At 46.3% G+C, this 23,411-nt stretch carries 22 protein-coding genes; 9 read left to right on the forward strand and 13 right to left on the reverse strand.

Annotation, left to right across the window (positions count from 1 at the left end):
• Positions 1–30: 30 nt before the first annotated feature.
• The gene (locus tag ONT18_RS01655; protein WP_022120665.1) at positions 31–1,314 is read right to left on the reverse strand and encodes an O-acetylhomoserine aminocarboxypropyltransferase/cysteine synthase family protein; all 1,284 of its coding nucleotides are present in this window, start codon (positions 1,312–1,314) and stop codon (positions 31–33) included.
• Positions 1,315–1,512: 198 nt separating this feature from the next.
• Here ONT18_RS01655 and ONT18_RS01660 point away from each other — a divergent pair, with 198 nt between their 5' ends.
• Entirely contained in the window at positions 1,513–2,976 is a 1,464-nt protein-coding gene (locus ONT18_RS01660) for a DUF1846 domain-containing protein (protein WP_119229369.1), read from the forward strand.
• Positions 2,977–3,198: 222 nt separating this feature from the next.
• Here the strand turns inward: ONT18_RS01660 and ONT18_RS01665 are convergent, their stop codons facing one another.
• The 8 genes from ONT18_RS01665 to ONT18_RS01700 form a co-directional block, all read right to left on the reverse strand.
• Positions 3,199–3,492 carry a hypothetical protein gene (locus tag ONT18_RS01665; RefSeq protein WP_264903763.1) on the reverse strand — a complete coding sequence of 98 codons (294 nt, stop codon included), beginning with the start codon at positions 3,490–3,492 and terminating at the stop codon, positions 3,199–3,201.
• Positions 3,489–3,623 (reverse strand): hypothetical protein, encoded by a 135-nt coding sequence (locus tag ONT18_RS01670; RefSeq protein ID WP_256620252.1) that lies wholly within the window; start codon positions 3,621–3,623, stop codon positions 3,489–3,491. The genes ONT18_RS01665 and ONT18_RS01670 overlap by 4 nt, the downstream gene beginning before the upstream one ends.
• A 208-nt stretch (positions 3,624–3,831) precedes the next feature.
• Positions 3,832–4,026, reverse strand: coding sequence for a hypothetical protein (locus tag ONT18_RS01675; protein WP_218458474.1), 195 nt, complete (start codon positions 4,024–4,026; stop codon positions 3,832–3,834).
• Between the two features lie 14 nt (positions 4,027–4,040).
• A complete protein-coding gene (locus tag ONT18_RS01680) occupies positions 4,041–4,247 on the reverse strand; it encodes a helix-turn-helix transcriptional regulator (RefSeq protein ID WP_118311311.1) in 207 nt (68 codons plus the stop codon).
• 158 nt (positions 4,248–4,405) lie between these two features.
• Positions 4,406–4,759: a type II toxin-antitoxin system HicB family antitoxin gene (locus tag ONT18_RS01685; RefSeq protein ID WP_117727056.1), complete on the reverse strand. Its 354-nt coding sequence runs from the start codon at positions 4,757–4,759 to the stop codon at positions 4,406–4,408.
• Positions 4,760–4,771: 12 nt separating this feature from the next.
• Entirely contained in the window at positions 4,772–5,035 is a 264-nt protein-coding gene (locus ONT18_RS01690) for a type II toxin-antitoxin system HicA family toxin (protein ID WP_264903770.1), read from the reverse strand.
• A 175-nt stretch (positions 5,036–5,210) separates the two neighbouring features.
• Positions 5,211–7,148, reverse strand: a complete 1,938-nt coding sequence (yidC, locus tag ONT18_RS01695) for a membrane protein insertase YidC (RefSeq protein WP_264903772.1) — start codon at positions 7,146–7,148, stop codon at positions 5,211–5,213.
• Between the two features lie 55 nt (positions 7,149–7,203).
• The gene (locus ONT18_RS01700) at positions 7,204–8,808 is read right to left on the reverse strand and encodes a CTP synthase (RefSeq protein ID WP_264903774.1); all 1,605 of its coding nucleotides are present in this window, start codon (positions 8,806–8,808) and stop codon (positions 7,204–7,206) included.
• 138 nt (positions 8,809–8,946) lie between these two features.
• On the opposite strand from ONT18_RS01700, the gene ONT18_RS01705 reads away from it, so the two are divergent.
• A complete protein-coding gene (locus ONT18_RS01705) occupies positions 8,947–10,230 on the forward strand; it encodes a DUF3078 domain-containing protein (RefSeq protein ID WP_264903776.1) in 1,284 nt (427 codons plus the stop codon).
• Positions 10,231–10,298: 68 nt separating this feature from the next.
• Here the strand turns inward: ONT18_RS01705 and ONT18_RS01710 are convergent, their stop codons facing one another.
• Together ONT18_RS01710 and rlmD are read right to left on the reverse strand one after the other, a co-directional pair.
• The gene (locus ONT18_RS01710; protein ID WP_264903778.1) at positions 10,299–11,516 is read right to left on the reverse strand and encodes an OprO/OprP family phosphate-selective porin; all 1,218 of its coding nucleotides are present in this window, start codon (positions 11,514–11,516) and stop codon (positions 10,299–10,301) included.
• Between the two features lie 25 nt (positions 11,517–11,541).
• Positions 11,542–12,993, reverse strand: a complete 1,452-nt coding sequence (gene rlmD, locus ONT18_RS01715) for a 23S rRNA (uracil(1939)-C(5))-methyltransferase RlmD (protein ID WP_118079781.1) — start codon at positions 12,991–12,993, stop codon at positions 11,542–11,544.
• Between the two features lie 832 nt (positions 12,994–13,825).
• On the opposite strand from rlmD, the gene ppdK reads away from it, so the two are divergent.
• From ppdK to ONT18_RS01730, 3 genes are all read left to right on the forward strand, one after another.
• Positions 13,826–16,546, forward strand: a complete 2,721-nt coding sequence (gene ppdK, locus ONT18_RS01720; protein WP_264903781.1) for a pyruvate, phosphate dikinase — start codon at positions 13,826–13,828, stop codon at positions 16,544–16,546.
• 173 nt (positions 16,547–16,719) lie between these two features.
• On the forward strand, positions 16,720–16,947 hold the full coding sequence (locus ONT18_RS01725) for a hypothetical protein (protein WP_264903784.1): 228 nt from the start codon (positions 16,720–16,722) through the stop codon (positions 16,945–16,947).
• 111 nt (positions 16,948–17,058) lie between these two features.
• Positions 17,059–17,706 (forward strand): DUF3256 family protein, encoded by a 648-nt coding sequence (locus tag ONT18_RS01730; RefSeq protein WP_264903786.1) that lies wholly within the window; start codon positions 17,059–17,061, stop codon positions 17,704–17,706.
• Between the two features lie 207 nt (positions 17,707–17,913).
• Here ONT18_RS01730 and ONT18_RS01735 read toward each other — a convergent pair whose 3' ends face one another.
• Both ONT18_RS01735 and ONT18_RS01740 read right to left on the reverse strand, forming a co-directional pair.
• Positions 17,914–18,486, reverse strand: a complete 573-nt coding sequence (locus ONT18_RS01735; protein ID WP_022121159.1) for a chromate transporter — start codon at positions 18,484–18,486, stop codon at positions 17,914–17,916.
• Between the two features lie 29 nt (positions 18,487–18,515).
• Positions 18,516–19,043 carry a chromate transporter gene (locus ONT18_RS01740; RefSeq protein ID WP_117727047.1) on the reverse strand — a complete coding sequence of 176 codons (528 nt, stop codon included), beginning with the start codon at positions 19,041–19,043 and terminating at the stop codon, positions 18,516–18,518.
• A gap of 172 nt (positions 19,044–19,215) precedes the next feature.
• Here ONT18_RS01740 and ONT18_RS01745 point away from each other — a divergent pair, with 172 nt between their 5' ends.
• From ONT18_RS01745 to ONT18_RS01760, 4 genes are all read left to right on the forward strand, one after another.
• Positions 19,216–20,517 carry an MFS transporter gene (locus ONT18_RS01745; RefSeq protein WP_118062930.1) on the forward strand — a complete coding sequence of 434 codons (1,302 nt, stop codon included), beginning with the start codon at positions 19,216–19,218 and terminating at the stop codon, positions 20,515–20,517.
• Positions 20,518–20,604: 87 nt separating this feature from the next.
• Positions 20,605–21,168, forward strand: coding sequence for a UvrB/UvrC motif-containing protein (locus tag ONT18_RS01750; RefSeq protein ID WP_264903788.1), 564 nt, complete (start codon positions 20,605–20,607; stop codon positions 21,166–21,168).
• A gap of 60 nt (positions 21,169–21,228) precedes the next feature.
• Complete coding sequence (locus ONT18_RS01755) at positions 21,229–21,984, forward strand: 16S rRNA (uracil(1498)-N(3))-methyltransferase (RefSeq protein ID WP_153118173.1); 756 nt, start codon at positions 21,229–21,231, stop codon at positions 21,982–21,984.
• Between the two features lie 14 nt (positions 21,985–21,998).
• A complete protein-coding gene (locus ONT18_RS01760; RefSeq protein ID WP_264903789.1) occupies positions 21,999–23,396 on the forward strand; it encodes a DUF4836 family protein in 1,398 nt (465 codons plus the stop codon).
• Positions 23,397–23,411 lie beyond the last annotated feature (15 nt).

Raw genomic sequence — 23,411 nt, forward strand, 5'->3', positions numbered from 1 at the left:
GTTGCTTTGTTGTTATGTATCCTATTTGTCTTAAATCTGATCCAAAGCCTGCTTGATATCATCGAGGATGTCTTCTACATCTTCGATACCTACAGAGAGGCGAATCAGATCTGGCGCAACACCTGCTTCCTTCAGCTGCTCTTCGCTGAGCTGGCGATGAGTGTGACTGGCTGGATGGAGCACACAGGTGCGGGCATCGGCTACGTGGGTTACGATGTTGATCATGTCGAGAGAATCCATAAACTTGATGGCTGTCTCGCGGTCTCCCTTCAATCCGAAGGCAATAACACCGCAGGTGCCGTTTGGCATATACTTCTGGGCAAGCGCATGATACTCATCGCCCTCCAGACCGCTATAATGAACCCAAGCCACACGCTCATCGTTCTGCAGGAACTCTGCCACCTTCTGTGCATTTGCACAATGCTGGCGCATACGGAGGTGGAGACTCTGAAGACCGAGGTTGAGGATGAATGAATTCATTGGGGCAGGGATGCTGCCGAGATCGCGCATCAGCTGAGCTACGAGTTTGGTGGTGTAGCCCATCTTGCCGAAAGCCTTCACATAGGTCAGACCATGGTAGCTGTCATCCGGTGTGCAGAGACCTGGGAACTTATCAGCATGAGCCATCCAGTCGAAGTTGCCGCTGTCTACTACCACGCCACCTACCTGTGAAGCGGTACCATCCATATATTTGGTAGTACTGTGGGTAACGATGTCGGCACCCCATTCGAATGGGCGGCAGTTGATAGGCGTAGCGAAGGTGTTGTCAACGATGAGAGGCACCCCATTCTTGTGAGCAATACGTGCAAACTTCTCGATGTCGAGTACTGCGCAGCCCGGGTTACTGATGGTTTCGCCGAAAACAACCTTGGTGTTAGGGCGGAAAGCCTTCTGGATTTCTTCTTCGCTATCGTTCGGATTCACGAAAGTACACTCGATGCCGAGCTTCTTCAGGGTTACGCCGAAGAGATTGAAGGTACCACCATAAATCTCATTAGATGTAACGATATGGTCGCCTGCTTCGCAGATGTTGAATACTGCATAGAAGTTGGCAGCCTGACCGCTGCTGGTTAATACGGCTCCCACGCCACCTTCGAGTTCGGCAATCTTCTTAGCCACAACATCGTTGGTAGGGTTCTGGAGACGGGTATAGAAGTAGCCTTCCTTCTTCAGGTCGAAGAGCATAGCCATCTCCTCAGAGTTGTCATACTTGAAAGTAGTGCTTTGATAAATTGGCACTTCAATCGGTTCGCCGTTCTTTGGCTCATAGCCTCCCTGCACGCAGATAGAGGCGGTACGTAAATTCTTTTTCATTTGTCGGTTATGTTTTCTTTTAAACTTCATGTTTTTGCGATATGACATGTTATGCTGCCCATTGCAAGATGCAAAGATACGGCAAATCCTTGAGAATTAAGAATAATTTGCGTAAAACATTGTTCTATAGCCAGTTTTTTTTGTACTTTTGCAGTCAAATTTGCAAAATAATAGCGATATAGTTTTATTTAAAGTAGTATGAAGATAGGTTTCGATAACGAGAAGTATCTGAAGATTCAGTCAGAACACATCAAGGAGAGAATCTCACAGTTTGACGGAAAGCTTTACCTCGAATTGGGCGGTAAACTTTTTGACGATCATCATGCCAGCAGAGTTTTGCCGGGTTTCCAGCCTGACAGTAAACTGCGCATGTTCCAGAAAATCAGCGATAGCATCGAGATTGTTATCGTGATTAGTGCAGCCGATATTGAGAAAAACAAGAAGCGTGCCGACTTGGGCATTACTTACGATGAGGACGTGTTGCGTCTTCGTGGTGAGTTCCAAAACCGTGGTTTCATGGTGGGTTCTGTTGTCATCACTCATTATAATGGCCAGCCTGCCGCCATCGCCTTCAAACAGCGCCTGGAGCGCGAGGGCATCAAGACTTACTGCCATTATCTCATCGAGGGCTATCCTCACAACGTGAGTCTGATTGCCTCTGACGAGGGATTCGGTCAGAACGATTATGTTGAAACAGAGCGTCCGCTGGTTATTGTTACTGCGCCGGGTCCTGGCAGCGGTAAGATGGCGGTTTGCCTGAGTCAGCTTTATAATGAGAACAAGCGTGGTGTGCGTGCCGGTTATGCTAAGTTTGAGACATTCCCTGTGTGGAATCTCCCATTGAAGCATCCTGTGAACATCGCATACGAGGCAGCTACTGCTGATCTGAACGATGTGAATATGATTGACCCGTTCCATCTGGAGGCTTACAACAAGATAGCCATCAACTATAACCGTGATGTAGAGATTTATCCTGTGCTCAATGCGCTGTTCGAGGGTATCTATGGTAGCAATCCATACAAGTCGCCTACGGATATGGGTGTGAACATGGTAGGTTTCTGTATCTCTGATGATGAGGCTTGCTGCGAGGCATCCAAGAATGAGATTGTCCGCCGTTACTATGCGGCTACCAACAAGATGGCGGCTGGTGCTTGCAATGAAGATGAGATCAATAAGATTCAGATGCTCTTCAATCAGGCTAAGATTACTACTGATTACCGCAAGGTGACGGTAGCTGCCAAGAATCATAAGAAGGAGACGGGGCATACCTCTTCTGCCATTGAGTTGGAGGATGGTACCATTATCTGCGGTCATAGCAGCGAGTTGCTGGGCTGTAGTGCCGCCTTGCTCCTGAATGTTACCAAGCACTTGGCAGGCATCGACCATGAATTGAAGCTGATTCCTCAGTCGATGATTGAGCCTATCCAGCATACCAAGGTGAATTATCTCGGTGGTCACAATCCTCGTCTTCATACGGATGAGGTTTTGGTAGCTCTTTCTGTTCTTTCAGAGAATGATGAGAACTGCAGGAAGGCATTGGAGCAGTTGCCTAAGCTTCGCGGCTGTCAGGCTCATTGCACCGTGATGCTGAGTGATGTAGACCAGAAGATCTTCAAGAAGCTCGGTGTGGATATCACCTGCGAGCCGGTATTGAAGAAGTAAATTCGCTTCATATAAATTACCCCCGAAAAGGTATAATTAATGTTTCCGATACATTAATTATACCTTTTCGGGGGTATTTTTTATCTTTCTATCGGCATTCCGAGTTTTGTCCAGTTGAGGATTCCGCCTTCCATATCATATACGTTGAAGCCTTGCTTCTATAGTTCTAACTAAAAATAGTTAGAACTATAGAATGTTATTAAATACTTTTTCTTCATTTTATTACTCTATTACTCTTATTTTTACTACATGAGGAGCTGCTTCCTCGGCATTTAACATATGTCTTAATGGTGTTGCTTTATCAAGACTATCTAAAAACGCTTTTACTTCTGGAGAAACTTCATTAGGATTAGTATTCTCAGGAGTCTTATCAACAGGAATAGTATCACTATCACTAGCATTAGTGATACATTTTACTGGTTCTATTACTTCAACTTCTCCTGCTGAATAATAATCTTTAGGTGCTTCTTTACATCCTATAAGGAGTAAAGGTAACAAATAAATAAGTTTTTTCATTTTTCTGATAATATTTTAATAATCCAAATACCGATAAATATCCAACCTACCATAGTACATTGTTCATCAGTAAGTAGGTTTAATACTGCTAAAATACCAATAGGTATTATTATATAAAGTAACTTTTTCATATTGTTTACTTTTAAGTTGTTAATAAGTAGATAGTGCTATAGTACTACCTACTTCATTTTCAGGCAGGCACCATGGCTCCGCTTTCCGCTTCTGCAATAGATGTAGTAGGTTGCGGGATTTATCAAGCTTACTGATGCCGGCATCGAAAGCCTCGGTATTGAGGTAATCCAGTTGTCGGGCACCAGCCAGATGTCCTTCTGCATATTCCTAGGAAGTGCGGACATCGAGAAGGAAGTTGGTTGTATCTGCCTTTGCCTGGTCGATAAAGGCCTGTGGAGCCAATATGATGATACCATCCGATGGAGCAGTTTTTGCTGATGAGGCCGATTTGTCAACCTGTGCAGAGCAGCTGGTGGTTGATAAGCCAATAGCTGCTAAAAATGATAATAATATTTTCTTCATTGTATCTTGTTTTTTTATTCTTTTCTGATGGGAACGGGACCGATTTCCTGACCGAACAAGAGGAGGACTTGGTTTACCTTGTCGAGTCGCAGCGTTTCCTTTCCCTGTTCCAGTTCTCTTACGAATCTTAGGCCTACGCCCGATTTCGCTGCCAGATCTACTTGCGTCAATCCGAATTGCTTGCGCATTTCCTTGACGTATGATGATAATGTATTGCTCATATCCTTGTTGTTTTATACCCTATCGGGTAATATTATATATGGGATAATATTATATTATACCCTTTCGGGGGTAAATGTACGAATAAAAAATGAAAATACCCCCGAAAAGGTATAATTTATAATATCATTTAACAAATTATACCTTTTCGGGGGTAATGTTATGCGTTTGTGGCTGGAGTAACTCCTGTCACATTAGCTAGCGTGTCACGGATAAAACCATTGATGGTTGTTCCTGCTTGCATTGCCATCATCGCAATACGACTATGGATTTCAGGAGTGATGCGGATATTTAAGTTGCCACTATAAGGTACACGAGGTGCCTTACCATTGGCTTTACATAAGGCAAGATAGTCATCTATTGCGCCTTCAAAATCCTTGCGTAATTCATTAACGTCTTGACCTTCGTAGGTAATCATATCCTTGCTCATTCCGAGAACCTTACCATATAGGCAATTGTCCTCCTCGCTATAATCTACGCTACCCGTATAACCTTTGTATTTTAATAATCCCATATTATGTTCCTCCTATTTGTTAATATATCCATTAGCTTTTAGAAATGTGAATACTTGTTTCATAACATATCCTTTGATAATATTTGAAGGATGAGGCTTGTGCATGATGTAGCTATTACCATCTATGTCATTGACAAATATGACTCTTGAACCAGAAGTTGATCCTTTGTTTTCCTGATGGAACCCATAGCAGGAAAATACACTAACTATTTCGTCGAAAGTGAAATCTTTCGGCAGGCTATAGAAGCGTTTCAAAAGTTTATCTTTCTTGTTCATTTTCCACATTCTTTATGTATCTGACTGCAAATGTAACTAAAAATAGTTACACTGCCAAGTATTTGGGGCTTTTTAACAATCTTTTCTTGGCTTTAAGTATGTAATCCTACAAAAAAAGCGTAATGAACACCTTTTCCGGGTAATCCATTACGCTTTCATTTTTATCTGGTAATCTTTATTTTCCGAGATTGTTCTTTTTCTCGTTCAGTTCTGCCTGTTTGCGCATCATCTCTTCCTGCTGCTTGCGCTGCATCTCCTGGAGAGCCTGCATTCTTGCCATCAGGCCGCTTGCCTTCTTAGGGTTGTTCTTGTTTTCCTGATAGCGCTTCTCAAGGATGGCGAGGAGTTTCTCGTCGTCGGTTGTCTTGCGCAGGGTCCACATGATTGCGGCACTGAAGAACAATGAGATGAAGTAGTAGAAGTTCAGACCGGCTGAGTAGTCATTGAACATGAAGAAGAACATCAATGGCATGAGATACATCATCCACTGCATCATCTTCATCTGCTCTGCCTGCTGACCTACCATCTGGTCGCGCTGCTGACGCATGGTCATCCAAGAGTACAACAGGTTGGCTACACAGAACAGGATACAGGTCAAACTCAAGTGGTCGCCAATCAGCCAGATGTTGGTGTTCCATTCTATGATTGGGTCGAAGGTACTCAAGTCGTTCATCCACAAGAACTTCTCACCACGAAGCTGGATGGCATTAGGCACGAAGTTGAACATCGCAACCCAAACCGGCATCTGAATCAGCATAGGCAAGCAACCGGATAATGGGCTTACACCATACTTGGCATATTCTGCCATCATCGCCTGCTGCTTCTGCATCTGGTCCTCAGGCTTGTTATACTGAGCTGTAGCAGCTTCGAGTTTTGGTTTCAGCACGCGCATCTTGGCTGAACTCATGTAGCTCTTCTTCACCATAGGGTAGGTGATGAGCTTGAGGAGCAAGGTGATGAGAATCAATACGATACCCATTGGGAACACGTTGCTCAACCAGTCGAATACGTATAGTGTGAAGAAACGGTTGATCCAGCGGATGATAGGCCATCCCAGGTATACGAGCTTCTGGAATTCCAAGTCCTTGCCGAAGGTACTTTCCTTCTCGGTATTCTTCAGAATCTGGAAGTCGTTAGGACCGAAGTAGAACTCAAACTCAGATGCCTTCTTACCGGTTGGGTCGAAAGCTGTCTTCATCTTAGCCTGGAACTGCTTCAGATAGCCCGAACCCTTCTCCTGAGGGATAGAGGTCATGAAAGCATCCTTCTCGAAGTTATCCTTTGCTACGATGATGGCAGAGAAGAACTGGTTCTTGAAAGATACCCAGTCGATGGCTTCTTCTATCTTCTCGTCAATCTTTTCGCTACCTTCGTTGAGGTGGTCGGTACCGCCTTCTGCATTATGGTAGGTGAGGGTAGTGTAACGGTTTTCGAACATGAAACCACGTTCCTGCTGGCGTGCCTTGTCGCTCCAGTCAACATCCATCTTATTATAATTAGGTGAGAACAGACCCGCCATGCCATTTGCCTGCAGGCTCATGTGCAGCATGTAGTCATTGCCCAATGTATAAGTCATGGTGAGCGTCTTGCCTTCACCAGCCACAGCGGTCAGGGTGACAGACTTGTCGGTCACGTTGGATGGAGTGAAGTAGAGATCGCTGGTGATGATGTTGGCTTCTTTAGCCTCGAGCATGAACTTGAGGCTCTGGTCGTTACCGTCGAAGAGGGTTACGTCCTTGGCATCAGCCGAACCGTCTTTCACCTGCAGGTTGTGTCCCACATAGCCCTTGATGACAGCCTTCTCTACAGTAGCACCCTTGGTGTTGAGTGTTAATTCTACCTTCTCGTTTTTCAATACAATCTTCTTAGCCTGGCCTTTGAGTGCCGAATAGAAGAGGGCGGTTGAGTCTGCCTCAACCTTTGCTTTGGCATTAGTCTGGCGCTTAGCAGCGGCAGCCTTGCTGGCCTTTTCCATCTCGGCATGTTTAGCCTTGGCGATGGAGTCCTGAACGAATGCCGTTCTCTGTTCTTTGGCAGATGGCTGGTTATACCAGCTAAAGCCAATCAGCACTACGGCAATCAGGAGGAAACCGATAATGTTGTTCTTGTTCATTTTTAAAATTTGAAATTAAAGGAGTAAAGGGGATCACTCCTTTAACTCCTAATATTTACTTTTTGTTTTCTATTGCTGTCTTTACGAAATCCATGAAAAGTGGATGTGGTTTCAGCACCGTACTCTGGTATTCAGGATGATACTGTGTACCTACGTACCACTTCAAGCCTGGGATTTCTACGATTTCTACCAGGTCGCTCTCAGGGTTTCTGCCTACGCACATCATGCCGTTCTTCTCGAATTCCTGCTGGAACTCGTTGTTGAACTCATAGCGGTGGCGATGGCGTTCCTGAATATGCTCCTTCTTATAGATATTGAACACGCGTGAACCCTGTTTCAGCACACACTCGTAAGCGCCGAGACGCATGGTTCCACCCATGTTTGATATGTTCTTCTGCTCCTCCATGATGTCGATGACATTGTGTGGAGTCTTCTCGTCCATCTCGCGTGAGTTGGCATCATTGTAGCCCAATACGTTGCGGGCAAACTCGATGACCATCATCTGCATACCCAGGCAGATGCCGAAGGTAGGGATGTCGTGGGTGCGGGTATAGTGGGCAGCGATAATCTTGCCCTCGATGCCTCGCTGGCCGAAGCCTGGGCAGATGACGATGCCGTCCTGTCCCTTCAGCTGTTCTGCCACGTTCTCTTCTGTGAGATATTCTGAGTTGATGAAGGTAATCTTCACCTTATGGTCGTTGTAGGTGCCGGCATGTGAGAGACTCTCGCGGATACTCTTGTATGCATCCTGCAGGTCATACTTGCCTACGAGACCGATGTTTACCACCTCTGTAGCCTTGTTTCTGCGGTCGAGGAATGTCTTCCAAGGACCCAGCGCAGGTGTTTCGCCGATAGGCTCGCCCATCTTGCGGAGGATGGCGGTGTCGAGGCCCTGGTTCTGCATGTTTACAGGCACCTCGTAGATGCTAGGAAGATCTTCGCTCTGAATCACACAGTCCAAGTCTACGTTACAGAAACTTGCTACCTTCTTCATGATTCCCTCTTCGAGATGCTTCTCGGTGCGGAGAATCAGAATATCTGGCTGAATACCTACGCTCTGCAGTTCCTTCACGGAGTGCTGGGTAGGCTTTGTCTTCAACTCGCCTGCTGCCTTCAGATAAGGCACATAGGTGAGGTGAACGTTGATGGCGTTCTTGCCCAGCTCCCATTTCAGCTGTCGGATAGCCTCCATGTAAGGGGCGCTCTCTATGTCGCCGATGGTTCCGCCAATCTCGGTAATCACGAAGTCATAGTGATACTTCTTGCCGAGCAGCTTCACGTTGCGCTTGATCTCGTCGGTGATGTGAGGCACCACCTGGATGGTTTTGCCGAGATAATCGCCACGACGCTCCTTGTCGATGACTGCCTTGTAGATACGACCAGTGGTGAGAGAATTCGCTTTTGTAGTTTGAATGCCGGTGAATCGCTCGTAGTGTCCGAGGTCGAGGTCGGTCTCCATACCATCTACCGTTACGTAGCACTCACCATGCTCATACGGGTTCAGCGTACCCGGGTCGATGTTGATGTATGGGTCAAACTTTTGGATAGTAATGTTGTAACCTCTTGCTTGAAGAAGTTTACCGATGGATGAAGATATGATTCCTTTACCCAAAGAAGAAACCACACCACCAGTTACGAAGATGTACTTTGTTTCAGCCACGATATTTATAATTTAAATTAGAATTATTTGGGTGCAAAGTTACGACATTTTTGTGAAATGAGCAAAAATATTTCTAATAAAGGGCATAGATTTATGAATTATTTATTACCTTTGTGCCCAAATTTATAAAATTAAGGTATGAAAATAAAATTTGGATTACTCGTTCTTGCGTTCCTTTCGGCTCTGACGCCTGTTTCTGCCCAGCGCAAATTGAAGAAGGTGGCGCCCGGAGAGGCATCGAAGAACAGGTTGGCTGAAATCTATGCTGACTCGCTCTTGATGTGCCGTCAGCGCATCGATTCCATGAAGATGGATTCCGGGGACAGCAGATATGCCCAGCTCTTTACGCCGCTCACCTTCTATCATGGGCCGGCAGCCCGCATGTTGCGACTCAAGCCTCAGGATGGGGTGAAGGATTCGCTCGGAACGATGCTCGACCAGACGCTGATGGAGGTATATCTCAAGCGTCCCGACCTGGTGCGCAATACTGAGTCTCATCTCAAGGAGGTGGGGGCACCGCTGGCTGCGCAGAGCAAACCGAAGAAGAATCATCCTGACATTGTAGAGCAGGTGGCTCCGAAGGCGATTGAGGTGGATGCGGCGCCGATGGATATCGTCATCACCCGTCCTAACTTCTGGACCATAGGTGGCGATTATTATCTGCAGTTCCTGCAAAACTATGTTTCTGACAACTGGTATAAGGGTGGTGAGAGCAATTATTCGGTGCTCGGAAGAGTGACGATGTTTGCCAACTACAATAACAAGCAGAAGATAAAATGGGATAATAAGGTGGAGATGCGCCTGGGTTATCAGACTTCGAAGGGTGATACGGTTCATACGCTGAAAACGAGCGACGATATGATACGATACACCGGAAAACTCGGTCTGCAGGCTTCCAGGAAGTGGTATTATACCATCCAGCTGATTGGGCAGACTCAGTTTACGCATGGTTACAAGAGTAATGACAAGACGGTTTATTCCGATTTCTTCTCGCCATTCAATCTGAACCTCTCTGTCGGTATGGATTATAATGTAGACTGGTTCAATCACCGCCTGAAGGGTAGTGCCCATCTGGCTCCTCTGGCTTTCAACTGGAAGTATGTGGGCAGAGCGTCGCTGGCTACGCGGTACGGACTGGATGAGGGGAAGCATGGCATGACCGATTACGGTTCTGAGTGTACCTTCGACCTGTCGTGGCAGATAGCGGATAATATCAAGTGGAAGACCCGTCTCTGGGGATACACCACTTACAAGCGTGCTGAAATAGAGTGGGAAAACACCATTACCTTCCAGTTTAACCGCTATATTTCTACCAACATCTTCCTATATCCGCGTTTCGACGATGGTGTGAAGCGCAAGGATGATGATAGCTATTGGCAGTTTAAGGAATTCATGTCAGTAGGATTCTCTTATTCATTCTAAGATAAGTAGTTGACAGTAAACACAATAAAGGCTCGTTCCTGTTGAGGAGCGAGCCTTTGTTGTATCTTTTAGAATCGGAAGCAAACCTCGGCATCTGCCATGGAGTAATTATGCTTCGCGAGTGTCTTGTCGTTGATGAGCGCATACTCGGTAAAGATAGAGATTCGCTTGCCGATGTGGAAGTTCAAACCTGCCTCATACTGGGTTCTCTGCATGTTGCTCTTGCCGTTAGGCTGATACATGTCGTAACGCGCCTTCACGTCGATACGGCTGTTCTTTGGCAGCTGAGCCAATGGGGCGATAACCAATCCATATACACCCTGTGCCTTGTTGCCGATTTTTGCATTCAGATTGCAGTCCTTGGCGTTGGCGTCGTTGAAGTTGGTGATGCTCTTGGCAAAAGCCTTGCCAGTAGAGTGGATATACTCAGAACGTACGGTCCAGCCGTCTTTCTTATATTCGAAAGAGAAGGCGTAGCGGTTCTGGTTCAGGCTGCGGGTACCGCTGAAAGTCTCTTTTACAGGTTTTCCATCCTTGTCAAGAACGGAATTTCCAGCAGCATCTTTTTCGTAGATGATGTTTCCCTGTTCATCATCGTTCCAAGTTCCCTTTCTTGCATAAGAACCGGTCCATCCGAAGGCACCGATGCGCATGCCGCTTACTGGCATTACCCATACACCGCCAATCACATTCTTCTGCTGGTCAACGTCCTTGGTATTGGTTCCCTGTCCGTTGAATACACCAATCTGATAGTGCAGCAGGTTTCTGCCGTTGGCATTCTTGAGGAAATCGCCCTGGAACTGAAGACCGATGTCACGGCCGTTGGATGCATGTTCTCCGGCACGGTCGCTGAAACCAGCCAGCTTGCTCACGTTCTGTGAATATCCCATGAAGCCCTGGTCGATAGGGTGCATCGGATTCTCAAAGGTGAACGGGTTCTTGAACTGACCGATCTTCACCTTGAAGTATTCATATTTCTGCCATTCAGCAAACAGATCAACCATTCTCGGACTGGAACCGAGGGTAGAGGTGTTGCCGTTGAACTGAATCTGAGTCTTCCAGTAGAAGTCGCCTGCTATGCGACCTTCGAGAGAGATACGCGCCATACGGATGTTGAATGAGTTGGATTCAGCATCTTTCTGTCCGCTGTACTGATACTGGGTCATTCCATACCCCGACAATTTCACGTTGCTCAACCATGATGGTATTTCGATGGTCTGCTTCTGTTGGGCGCTGGCTGAGACCGAAGCTGCAGCCATGAGCGCCATGATGATGGTTTTCTTCATCTTGTTTCTATTTTGATTTCTAGGTTTATCTCTTTTCGAGCAATACCACGTTCTCTACGTGAGGGGTATGAGGGAACATATCCACCGGCTGTACGGCAGCTACCTTATACTCCGCATCCATCAGCTGCAGGTCGCGAGCCTGGGTTGCCGGGTTGCAGCTTACGTATACGATGCGCTTTGGTGCTGCATTCAGAATGACGTTTATTACGTCTGGGTGCATTCCGGCACGTGGTGGGTCGGTGATGATGACGTCAGGTCGACCGTGCTGTGCGATGAAATCATTGGTCAGGATATCCTTCATGTCGCCTGCATAGAAGAGGGTGTTCTCGATGTTGTTCACCTGAGAATTCACCTTGGCATCCTCTATGGCCTCTGGCACGTACTCGATACCGATTACCTTTTTTGCCTTGTGAGCCACGAAGTTGGCGATGGTTCCGGTGCCGGTATAGAGGTCGTAAACCAGCTCATCTCCGGTAAGGTTGGCAAACTCGCGGGCCACGCAGTAGAGGTGGTAAGCCTGCTCGGTATTGGTCTGGTAGAAACTCTTAGGCCCCACCTTGAACTTCAGGTCTTCCATCAGTTCGTAGATATGGTCGTTGCCCTTGAAGAGGCTGAGTTCCAGGTCGTTGATGGTATCGTTTCCCTTCTGGTTGTCTACATACATGAGCGATGTAATCTGAGGGAACTTGTCAGCCACCTGCTGCATCAGCTCCAATGCTCTCTGCTCATCGCCCTCCTCATCGTAGTGGAACTGGAAGACGAGCATCCACTCTCCGGTGTTCGAATTACGGATCATCATGTTGCGGAGCAAACCGTGCTGCTCACGCAGGTCGTAGAAGGTATAGTCGTGAGAATCAGCGTATTCGAATACGAAGTTGCGGATTTCGTTGCAGAGGTCATCCATCAGCCAGCACTTCTTGATAGGATAAATCTTGTCGAAGGCTCCGGTGATATGGAAACCGATGGCGTTCTGGGCGTGGCGCTCCTTGAGCGATGTTACGGTATCATCCTCTTTCTGAGGGAGCTGAGCCAGTTCCTCGGCGGTGAACCATCGCTTGTTGCTGCATCCGAACTCAATCTTGTTGCGGTACTCCTGAGTCTTCACGCTGCCCATGATAGGGCGGAACTCAGGTAGTTCAATCTTTCCGATGCGGGTGAGCTGGTCTTCCACCTGCTTCTGCTTAGCCTTGATCTGCTCTTCGTAAGGCAGGTTCTGCCATTTGCATCCGCCGCAGATGCCGAAGTGCTCGCACATAGGCTCCTGTCGCACCTCGCTCTTCTTGATGAAGCGAACCACCTTGGCTTCGCAATACTTATGTTTCTTCTTTACTACCTGCAAGTCGACAACATCTCCTGGCACACAGAAAGGTACGAAGATGACCTGTTCATCTACGCGTGTGATGCACTTACCCTCGGCTGCTACTGCCTCGATGGTGATGTTCTCTAACAGAGGTAATGGTTTACGTTTTCTTGCCATAATAATGTTTTGTATTTTTTTATGGGTGCAAAGATACTGCAATTTTATGAGAAATGCAAGAGTTGTCCCAAATTATTTGCGAGTAAAGGTAAAAAGGCTTTTAAAGGTAAAAAAGTAAAAAGGTAAAAAAGTAAAAAGATTATCGGGCGATAACAAAAGTAACAAGAGTAACAGGTAATATTCGGTGGTTGTAAAGGGATGAAATGTGAATGTGAATGTGAATTTGAAATGTAAGTGAAGAAAACGGACTGTCATGTGTATCCTTTTGTCAAGGCTGTTTATTGATGATTTTTGATAGTATATATTTTAATTGTACGTACGCGCGTACCTTATTATATTGGAATTAAATGATATTATATCATTACATGCATTCTTTTTTCTTCACTTACATTTCAAATTCACATTCACATTCACATTTTTTCATCAGAGGTCACCTGTTACTTTTGTTACTTTTGTTATCGCCTCACAATCCTTTTACCTTTAAATTGCGTCCCGACGCAGCCGTTGCTACGTCGCGACGTGTCTGGCGCTGCGTCGGGACGTAGCCATCGCTACGTCGTGACGCAGTTTCGGGCGCATCGGGAGGAGGTAAAAAACATCAGAATGCAGGCTGCAATCCCGAGAGACGCACTTTCAGATTCGTCAAATATCTTTCTATCGTATACGGGATTGTTAATTTTCTGCCCGTGTGTGCGTCAACAGTATAAAATGTAATCTCGGGATAGCAAAAAAGCGTATAAAAGTTTGGTAGTATCAAATAAAAATCGTATCTTTGCATTACAATTAATAGTTAGCAACGTAAAACGAAATAAAATATATACCTATAACAATTATGAACGAAAAAAGAGTTTATACATTCGGAAACGGAAAAGCAGAAGGCAATGCCCAAATGCGAGAAGTACTTGGTGGTAAAGGCGCAAACCTTGCCGAAATGAACCTGATTGGTGTACCTGTTCCTCCAGGTTTCACCATTACAACAGACACTTGTAATGAATATTATGAAGTGGGTGAGGAAAAAATCAAAGAACTTCTTCAGGACGAAGTGAAGGCTGCTGTGGCTCATACTGAGGCATTGATGAACAGCAAGTTCGGTTCTGTAGAGAATCCACTCCTCGTATCAGTACGCTCAGGTGCTCGCGCATCTATGCCTGGTATGATGGATACCATCCTCAACCTCGGTTTGAATGACGAAGTAGCTGAGGGATTGGTCAAGAAGACCGGTAATCCTCATTTCGTATACGATTCATATCGCCGTTTCGTACAGATGTACGGTGACGTCGTTATGGGATTGAAGCCTGTAAACAAGGAAGATATCGACCCATTTGAGGCTATCATCGAAAAGGTGAAGGAAGAGCAGGGCGTTACTCTTGACAAGGACCTCTCTGTAGAGTCGCTCAAGAAGCTCGTTGAACTCTTCAAGGCTGCCATCAAGGAGCAGACCGGTCAGGATTTCCCTACCAACCCAATCGATCAGCTCTGGGGCGCTATCTGCGCTGTATTCCGTTCTTGGATGAACGAGCGTGCTATCCTCTACCGCAAGATGGAAGGTATTCCTGATGAGTGGGGTACTGCCGTATCTGTCATGGCGATGGTATTCGGTAACATGGGCGATACATCTGCTACAGGTGTTTGCTTCTCACGTGACGCTGGTAATGGTGAGAATCTCTTCAATGGTGAGTATCTTATCAATGCACAGGGTGAGGACGTGGTAGCCGGTATCCGTACTCCACAGCAGATTACAAAGATTGGTTCTCAGCGCTGGGCCGAGCGTGCCGGTATCTCTGAAGAGGAGCGTGCTGCCAAGTATCCTTCTATGGAAGAGGCTATGCCTGAACTCTATAAGGAACTCGATGCGCTGCAGGATAAGCTGGAGCACCACTATCACGATATGCAGGATATGGAGTTCACCGTACAGGAAGGCAAACTCTGGTTCCTCCAGACTCGTAATGGTAAGCGTACAGGTACAGCTATGGTGAAGATTGCCATGGATCTCCTCCACGAGGGTATGATTGATGAGAAGACTGCTATCCTGCGCTGTGAGCCTCAGAAGCTCGATGAGCTTTTGCATCCGGTATTCGATAAGCTGGCTCTCTCTAAGGCTAAGGTCATCACACAGGGTCTCCCTGCATCTCCAGGTGCTGCCTGCGGTCAGATTGTATTCCACGCTGACGATGCTCAGGAGTGGCATGAGGACGGCAAGAAGGTCATCATGGTTCGTATCGAAACATCTCCAGAAGACCTCGCTGGTATGTCGGCTGCCGAGGGTATCCTTACCGCTCGTGGTGGTATGACTTCTCACGCTGCCGTTGTAGCCCGTGGTATGGGTAAGTGCTGTGTATCTGGTGCTGGCTCTATCAACGTTGACTACAAGACTAAGACAGTTGAGATTGAGGGCGTAGTTTACAAGGAGGGTGATTACATCTCTCTGAACGGTACTACAGGTCAGGTTTACGCAGGACAGATTGAGACAAAGGCTGCAGAACTTTCAGGCGACTTCAAGGAGCTGATGGACCTCTGCGACAAATATACAAAGATGGAAATCCGTACCAATGCGGATACTCCACACGATGCTGAGGTAGCCCGTGCATTCGGTGCCAAGGGTATCGGTCTGACACGTACAGAGCACATGTTCTTCGATGATCAGAAGATTGTAGCTATGCGTGAGATGATTCTGGCAGACTCTGTTGAGGGTCGTGAGAAGGCACTTGCCAAGCTCCTCCCATATCAGAAGGCTGACTTCTATGGAATCCTCAAGGCAATGGATGGCTGCCACGTGAATATCCGCTTGCTCGACCCACCTCTCCACGAGTTCGTACCTCACGATTTGGCTGGTCAGCAGACCATGGCTAAGGAGATGGGCGTAAGCGTAGAGGAAATCAAGAAGCGTGTAAACTCTCTGGCAGAGAACAACCCTATGCTCGGTCATCGCGGTTGCCGTCTTGGTATCACATTCCCAGAGATTACAGCTATGCAGACCCGTGCCATCCTCGGTGCAGCCTGCGAGTTGAAGAAGGAGGGTTACAACCCATGTCCTGAAATCATGGTTCCGCTCATCGGTACCGTTCAGGAGCTTAAGCAGCAGAAGTCTATCATCCTCGCTACTTCTAAGGAGGTATTCGCTGAGTACGGCGTAGAGGTAGAATTTGAGATTGGTACTATGATTGAGATTCCTCGTGCTGCCCTTACAGCAGGTCAGATTGCAGAGGAGGCTCAGTACTTCTCATTCGGTACTAACGACTTGACACAGATGACTTTCGGTTATTCTCGTGATGACATCGCTTCCTTCCTCCCTGCCTACATGGAGAAGAAGATCTTGAAGGTTGACCCATTCCAGGTTCTCGACCAGGAGGGTGTTGGTCAACTCATCAAGATGGCAGTAGAGAATGGTCGTGCTACCCGTCCTAACCTCCGCACAGGTATCTGCGGTGAGCATGGTGGCGAGCCATCATCTGTTAAGTTCTGCGCTAAGGTCGGCATGAACTACGCATCTTGCTCTCCATTCCGCGTGCCTATCGCCAGACTTGCTGCGGCACAGGCTGCTGTAGAGGAGTAAATCTCTTCTGAAAGAAGATTGTACGATTAATGATTAGATAATTAGAGGAAAGTGTTTCGTAATGAAGCGCTTTCCTCTTTTTCGTCTTTTTTAGGTTAAATTTCGAAAGAAAATGAGCAAATCATTTGCAGATTACATTTATTTTCCGTAATTTTGTCGGAAAATAGAGAAATATGGCAGCAAAAGAAGAAAAGGAAAAGGCAAAGTTTGTCAGAGAAACAGTAGTAAAGTATTTCTTTGATATGAGTAAATCCACTTTTACTGTAATGGTATTAGGTGGGATGGCGGCTCTGTTTGGTATAGTTCAGACCAATCAGGAAGATTCTTACTGGGCGATATTTTGGGGTGTTTTCTTAACTGTCATTTTATTTATAATAGGTTTGTTAATTTCTAAAAGATAAATATATGAATACTTTAGCTTTAACTTTTGCCGTTTGCTCAATAGTAGCATTGGCCTTTCTTGCATGGCTCTTTACTCCTTGGGGAAAGAAGTGGTCTAAGGAATTGTAGTGATGAAGAAGATAAAATATATATTATGTGCTTGCCTGATGATGGCAAGTATGGGCATGGAAGCCAAGTCGATGAAGGACTTGCTGGTTTCGATGCCCGATTCTGTTGTGCCTTATCTCAACCACAACCTACGGCTGGAATTTACTGAGCTACAGGAGATGGGAGTGAAGGCAGAAGTGAAGAATCTGTTAGGTGAAACGAGTGTGATGGATACGCTGACTGCTGATTTCGCTCAGTTGAGAACAAGCAAGAGCGCTACTTTGCAGATGAAGAAACTGCCATCGGCTAACGGCGATTCGCTGCTTTGCGTGGTGAAAACCTTTGCCGGAGTAGAGAAGGAGAGTGAACTCTATCTCTTTAATCAGGATTGGCAAGAGCAGGATGCCAGCAGGATTTTCGATGGGAAATCTTTGCAGCAACTGGCTTCCGGACTTGTTGCCAAACACGATACGATGAGCGAGGCTAAGTTTGAGGAACTCAAGGGGAAAATTGAACTCAAAATCGTGAGTGCTCTGCTCCTGCAACACGAAAACAGCCTCGTAGTGCGCTTGGCTTTACCTTTCCTGCCTGCTGACGATAAGAAGGCTGTAAATGCAATAAAAGTGCAAAGAAAATTTAATTGGAATGGTAAAATTTTTAAGGAGAGTTAAATTCTTGAAGTTTTTAGGTATAAACTATTGCAGGTTACAAGATTATTTGTACCTTTGCATCGTGTTTTTCATGGTATTAGATTATTAAGGTTAATAAAAGATTGGTTGTCGTGAGACAATCAATTTTTTTTTGTCCCTATCTGAAGCCATCAGCCCCTTGTCTTTCCCATCGGCTGGAGGCCGTTGGTTCAGACCGCAGGGCGATGTTTAGAAGATAACCATTCCGATGATACCGCAGATGAAAAGCAGCAGGATAGGGTTGGTCTTTCTGAATTTTGTGAAGTAGAAAGCAGCCAGAAACAGCACGATGCTTGCTCCGAAGACAAACGGATTGTCGGTTGGTGATCCGAAGTTCTCTTTATTCATCAGGAGAACGGCGGCAGCAGCTATCAGTCCGATGATGGCAGGGCGGAGTCCCGCAAAGATATCCTTTACGATTTTAGAATCCTTGTGCGTAATCAGATAGCGGCTGATGAGAATCATGATGATGAAAGGCAGCCACATGATGGAGAGCGAAGCCAATACCGAACCCAGACAGGCTGCCCAGGTAGGATAGCCGTCGTGAAGGCAGGCGGTATAACCTACGTAGGTGGCACAGTTGATGCCGATAGGTCCCGGTGTAGACTGGCTGATAGCCACAATATCCGTAAACTCAGCATTGGTAAGCCAATGGTTCTTCACTACCGTCTCGTTATGGATGAGCGAAAGCATCGCATATCCGCCACCAAAATTAAATGTACCAATCTTGGTAAATATCAGAAATAATTTCAGAAATAGCATAATCTCTATATTTTTACTTTTTTACCTTTTTACTTTTTTACCTTTCCATAGAGCCATCCCAGCACACCGGCTGCGATGATGATGTAGATAGGGGAGATGCCGAAAGCTGCAATCAGCAGACAGCAGACAACGGGAATCCAGATGTTGTAGCGGTTGATGTTTGCCGTCTTTGCCATCTTGAAGCAAGGCGCAGCAATAAGCGCTACCACGGCAGGGCGCACACCCATAAAGAACTTACCCACCCAATAATTGTCCTTGAAATGCTGGAAGAACATGGCGATGATGAGAATGGCGATGATAGAAGGCAGGGCGATGCCAATGGCACCCACAATGCCTCCCCAGACTCCCTTCAGCTTATAGCCGATATGACTCGCCATGTCGATGGCGAAGATGCCCGGAGTGGTCTGAGCCACTACCATGATATCCATGAACTCCTGTTTGTTCATCCACTTGTTCTTGTCTACAAATTCCTGTTCCATGATCGGTATCATGGCGTAGCCTCCACCTAGCGTGAAAGCCCCGATTTTATTGCACGTGAGGAAAAATTTTACTAACATATCTGTTGTTTCTATATTATTTTTCTCTTATATCTGTTGAAATCGGCTGCAAAAATACACATAATTTGTTAAATATACTAGCTTTCATGCGGATAATCTTCAAAATCGTGTGCTTTTTACCCGAAAATTTGTATCTTTGCAGCTAATATTTTATAATAAAAGACATTAAACTATGAATCTGAAAGTACGCCTAGCAGTGATGAACTTCCTGGAGTTTGCAGTTTGGGGAGCTTATCTCACGTCTATGGGCAACTATCTCGGCAAGGCTGGGATGGGTGCCGAGATTTCCTGGTTCTATACCATCCAGGGAATCGTATCTATTTTTATGCCTACATTGATGGGTATTGTGGCAGATAAGTATATCCAGCCGCAACGTCTTTTGGGCTATTGTCACCTTTTGGCAGGAGCAGCTATGATAGGTCTGTTCGGTATGGGGCAGGCTAGTCAGACTCCTAATGAGGCAATGTTTATTGCCGTTTACACCTTCAGCGTGGCTTTCTATATGCCTACATTGGCATTGTCAAATACTTCGGCATTCAGTATATTGAAGAGCAACGGGCTCGACACCGTGAAGGCTTTTCCGCCAATCCGTGTGTTCGGAACCGTGGGCTTCATCCTCACGATGTGGATTGTGAACTGTGCTACCTGGGACAACGGTTCATTCTCGTTCCTGTTGAGCGAGAACGCCCATAAGTTCCAGTATACCCATTATCAGTTCCTGGTTTCGGGTGTGCTCAGCATTCTTCTCTTCCTCTATTGCTTCTCATTGCCAGCCTGTCCTATCGTGAAGAAAGAGACAAAGAGCTGGGTAGAGACATGGGGTTTCGATGCCTTCAAACTCTTCAAGAGCCGCGAGATGGCGATGTTCTTCATCTTCTCTTGCATGCTCGGTATGAGTCTGCAGGTAACCAATGGCTATGCCACTCCGTTCATTACCAGTTTCAAGGGCGATCCTGCCATGCTTGATACCTTTGCAGCTAACAATGCTACGCTCCTGGTATCCATCTCTCAGGTGGCCGAGGCGCTCTGCATCCTTCTCATTCCGTTCTTCCTGAAGCGTTATGGCATCAAGGTTGTGATGCTCATCGCCATGATGGCATGGGTTTTGCGATTCGGTTTCTTCGGATTGGGCAATCCTGCATTCCCGGGTGTTACCTTCTTCATTCTCTCATGCATCGTTTACGGTGTAGCCTTCGACTTCTTCAATGTGTCGGGCGGTCTGTTTGTAGACCAGAAATGTGATGTGAAGGTAAGAGCATCGGCTCAGGGACTGTTCATGCTGATGACCAACGGTCTGGGAGCATCTATCGGAACCATTCTCGCAGGTATGGTCATCAACCATTACTGCCACTGGACAGATGATGGCTACCTGATGGGTGACTGGAAAACCTGCTGGTTCATCTTTGCTGGTTATGCGCTCGTGGTAGCTGTAGCCTTTGCTGTCCTTTTCCGTCCGAAGAAAGAACAGAAATAAGGAAGAAAAAGGTCATACTCAACGCGAGAGTAAAAACAGAATATTACGTAAGAATATAAATAAATTTAAATAAAGAAAGGGTACATAATGATGTTGTACAAACTTAAACTCGCTGCCTGCTTTGGCATTCCGGAAGCTTCCGGGACATGTATTATTAGTTTGGTAGACGAATCCGAAAAAAGAGCTTTGTCTATTATGACTAATGAATATGTAGCAGAGCAGCTGAAGGCATGTAATTCGAAAACTTCTGATTTTAAAAATGATGTGGTCTCTGTACTTTGGACACTATTTGACAGGCAAAATGTAGACGATTTCTATCTCGAATTCGATGCTACGCCAGAGAGGGGAGTATATGCTACTCTTGTGAATAAAATCACAAATGAACGTATGAGCATCAAGACTGACCAGGCTGTGTTGCTGTCTGTGGCTGCGGATATAGAAATGTATACAACAGAGCTGGTTATAAAGGAAATTTCTACTCCTTTTAATAAAAATGATATGAGTTCGGCTTCTTGTGCGGTACCTATTTCGGCTTTGCCAGACCAGATGCTCGAAAAAGCATTGGATTGTGCCATTAATGAAGAAGATTACGAAACTGCCTCAGCCATTCGCGATGAGATAGAGCGCCGCAAAGGCAAAAAAAGTGAATAATTAAAGAATATTCTTACGGAATAACAGAAAATTAAGAAGAAAAAGTAACAATAAGAGGAAATGAAAGAAGTTAGATTTTTCTATGTGCCAGATGCGGCTACACAGACAGAACTGCCTCAGGAAGAGGCTACTCATGCACTCAGGGTTTTGCGTATCCAGACGGGGGACGAATTGTTCCTGATGGATGGCAAGGGGGTGTTCTACCGTGCAGAAGTTTCGCTGGCTACCAACAAACGGTGCATCTATGAGGTGAAGGAGGTTATGCCGCAGCAGCCTGCCTGGCGCGGACACATTCACCTGGCCATCGCCCCGACAAAGATGATGGACCGCATTGAATGGATGGCAGAGAAGGCTACGGAAATCGGCTTTGATGAAATCTCTTTCCTCAACTGCAAGTTCTCTGAACGCAAGGTCATCCGCATAGACCGCATAGACAAGATTGTGGTTTCTGCCGTCAAGCAGAGCCACAAGGCTTGGAAACCTGTGGTCAACGAACTGCAGAACTTTAAAGATTTTATTACTACTCCCCGCAATGGCAGAAAGTTTATCTGCCATTGTTATGAGGAGATAGAAAAGAAAGACTTTTTTGCCGAGATTTCCAAGTCATGTCCAGCTGATGATTCTGCCGGAGCAGCCCAGGAGGGTACTGATGACATCACCGTGCTGGTAGGACCTGAGGGCGATTTCTCTATCGATGAGGTGAGACTGGCCCTGGAAAACGGATATGAGAGTGTTTCGCTTGGCACCAGTCGCCTCCGTACGGAAACAGCAGGATTGGTGGCTGTCAACATGTGCCATCTGGCAAGAGCTTTATAATATTTACTAGTGTGATGAAAAGATTGTATAAGAGTTTGATGTTCATGTGCTTGGCTGTCGTATTGGGATTGCTGAGCTCATGCTCGGGCACTGACTATCTCAATGCCATTCCAAAGAAAAGTACTGCGCTCATCTCTGTTGACATGCAGCAGATGGCATCCGGCAAAAGCGATGAAGACAAGGCGGGAATGCTAAAGTCTCTGCTGCACGTTGAGGATGCATCGAAGTGTGGCATCGACATCTCAGAGAAGATATTCCTCTTTGAGAGTGCTGATGGCAACCTCGGACTTTGTGCCAAGGTGAGCGATGAGGGCGATGTAGAAGACTGGCTTGCTTCGCTTGCCAAACAGCATATCGCTACAGAGGTGAAGGAGCGCAAAGGCTTTCATTTCTCTGTATTGAAAAATTCGTGGCTGATCGGCTTTTCTGATCAGGCACTCCTCGTTATGGGACCGGTTGTAGCCGATGCGCAGGCCCACCTCCAGCAGCAGATGGTGAAATATCTGAAGGCTGATGAGGACGAAGGTATTACCGCATCGCCTATGTTTGAACGTCTGGAAACCATCACTTCGCCTATGGCTATGGTGGCTCAGGCTCAGGCGCTGCCGGAGAAGTTCGTAGCTCCGTTTACCCTTGGTACTCCTAAAGATACCGACCCTTCGCAGGTAGTGATTGCTGCTGAGATGGACGTGAAAGACGGTATCCTGCAGGTGAAGGGAGAAACCTTCTCCTTTAATAAAGAAATAGATGAGGCCCTGAAGAAGGCGGCTCAAACCTATCGTCCGATTAAAGGCAGCTACGTTAAGTCGATGCCTGCTGATGCCCTGGCGGGTATCTTCATGAACGTAAAGGGCGAGCAGTTCCTGCCGATGATGCAGAGCAACCGCAGCCTTCAGACCCTCCTGATGGGTATCAACCAGGCTATCGACATGGATAATATCATCCGTAGTGTGGATGGAGATATGGCTATCGTGATGCCTTCGCTTACGGATAACAATATGCAGATGACGATGGCTGCTAAACTGTCGCATGCCAAGTGGTTGGGTGATGTTGATTATTGGAAAACTTCATGTCCGGCTGGTGCGAAGATAGCCAATTGGGGAAAGAATGCTTACTTCTATACCGACGGCAAGACCTCGTTCTATTTCGGTGTGACGGATGACAAGCAGTTCTTTAGCGGAAGCGACCAGCTGATGGCGCAATATGCCGTGAAACCAAGTAATCATCCGATAGATGCAAAGATTCAGAAACTCATCGTCGGTCAGAAACTGGCAATGGTCATCAATCTCGCCAAGAGTTCTGGTAGTGACGGCTCGGGCAAGGATGATGCCATCTCTACCGTAACCGGTCTTCTCACCCCAGTCTTCGGAAATCTTACTTCGGTGGTCTATACTTTAAAGGTAAAAGATTAAACATTAAACATAAAA

The organism is Segatella copri, from assembly GCF_026015295.1.
In the GTDB taxonomy this organism is placed as follows: Bacteria; Bacteroidota; Bacteroidia; order Bacteroidales; family Bacteroidaceae; genus Prevotella; species Prevotella copri_C.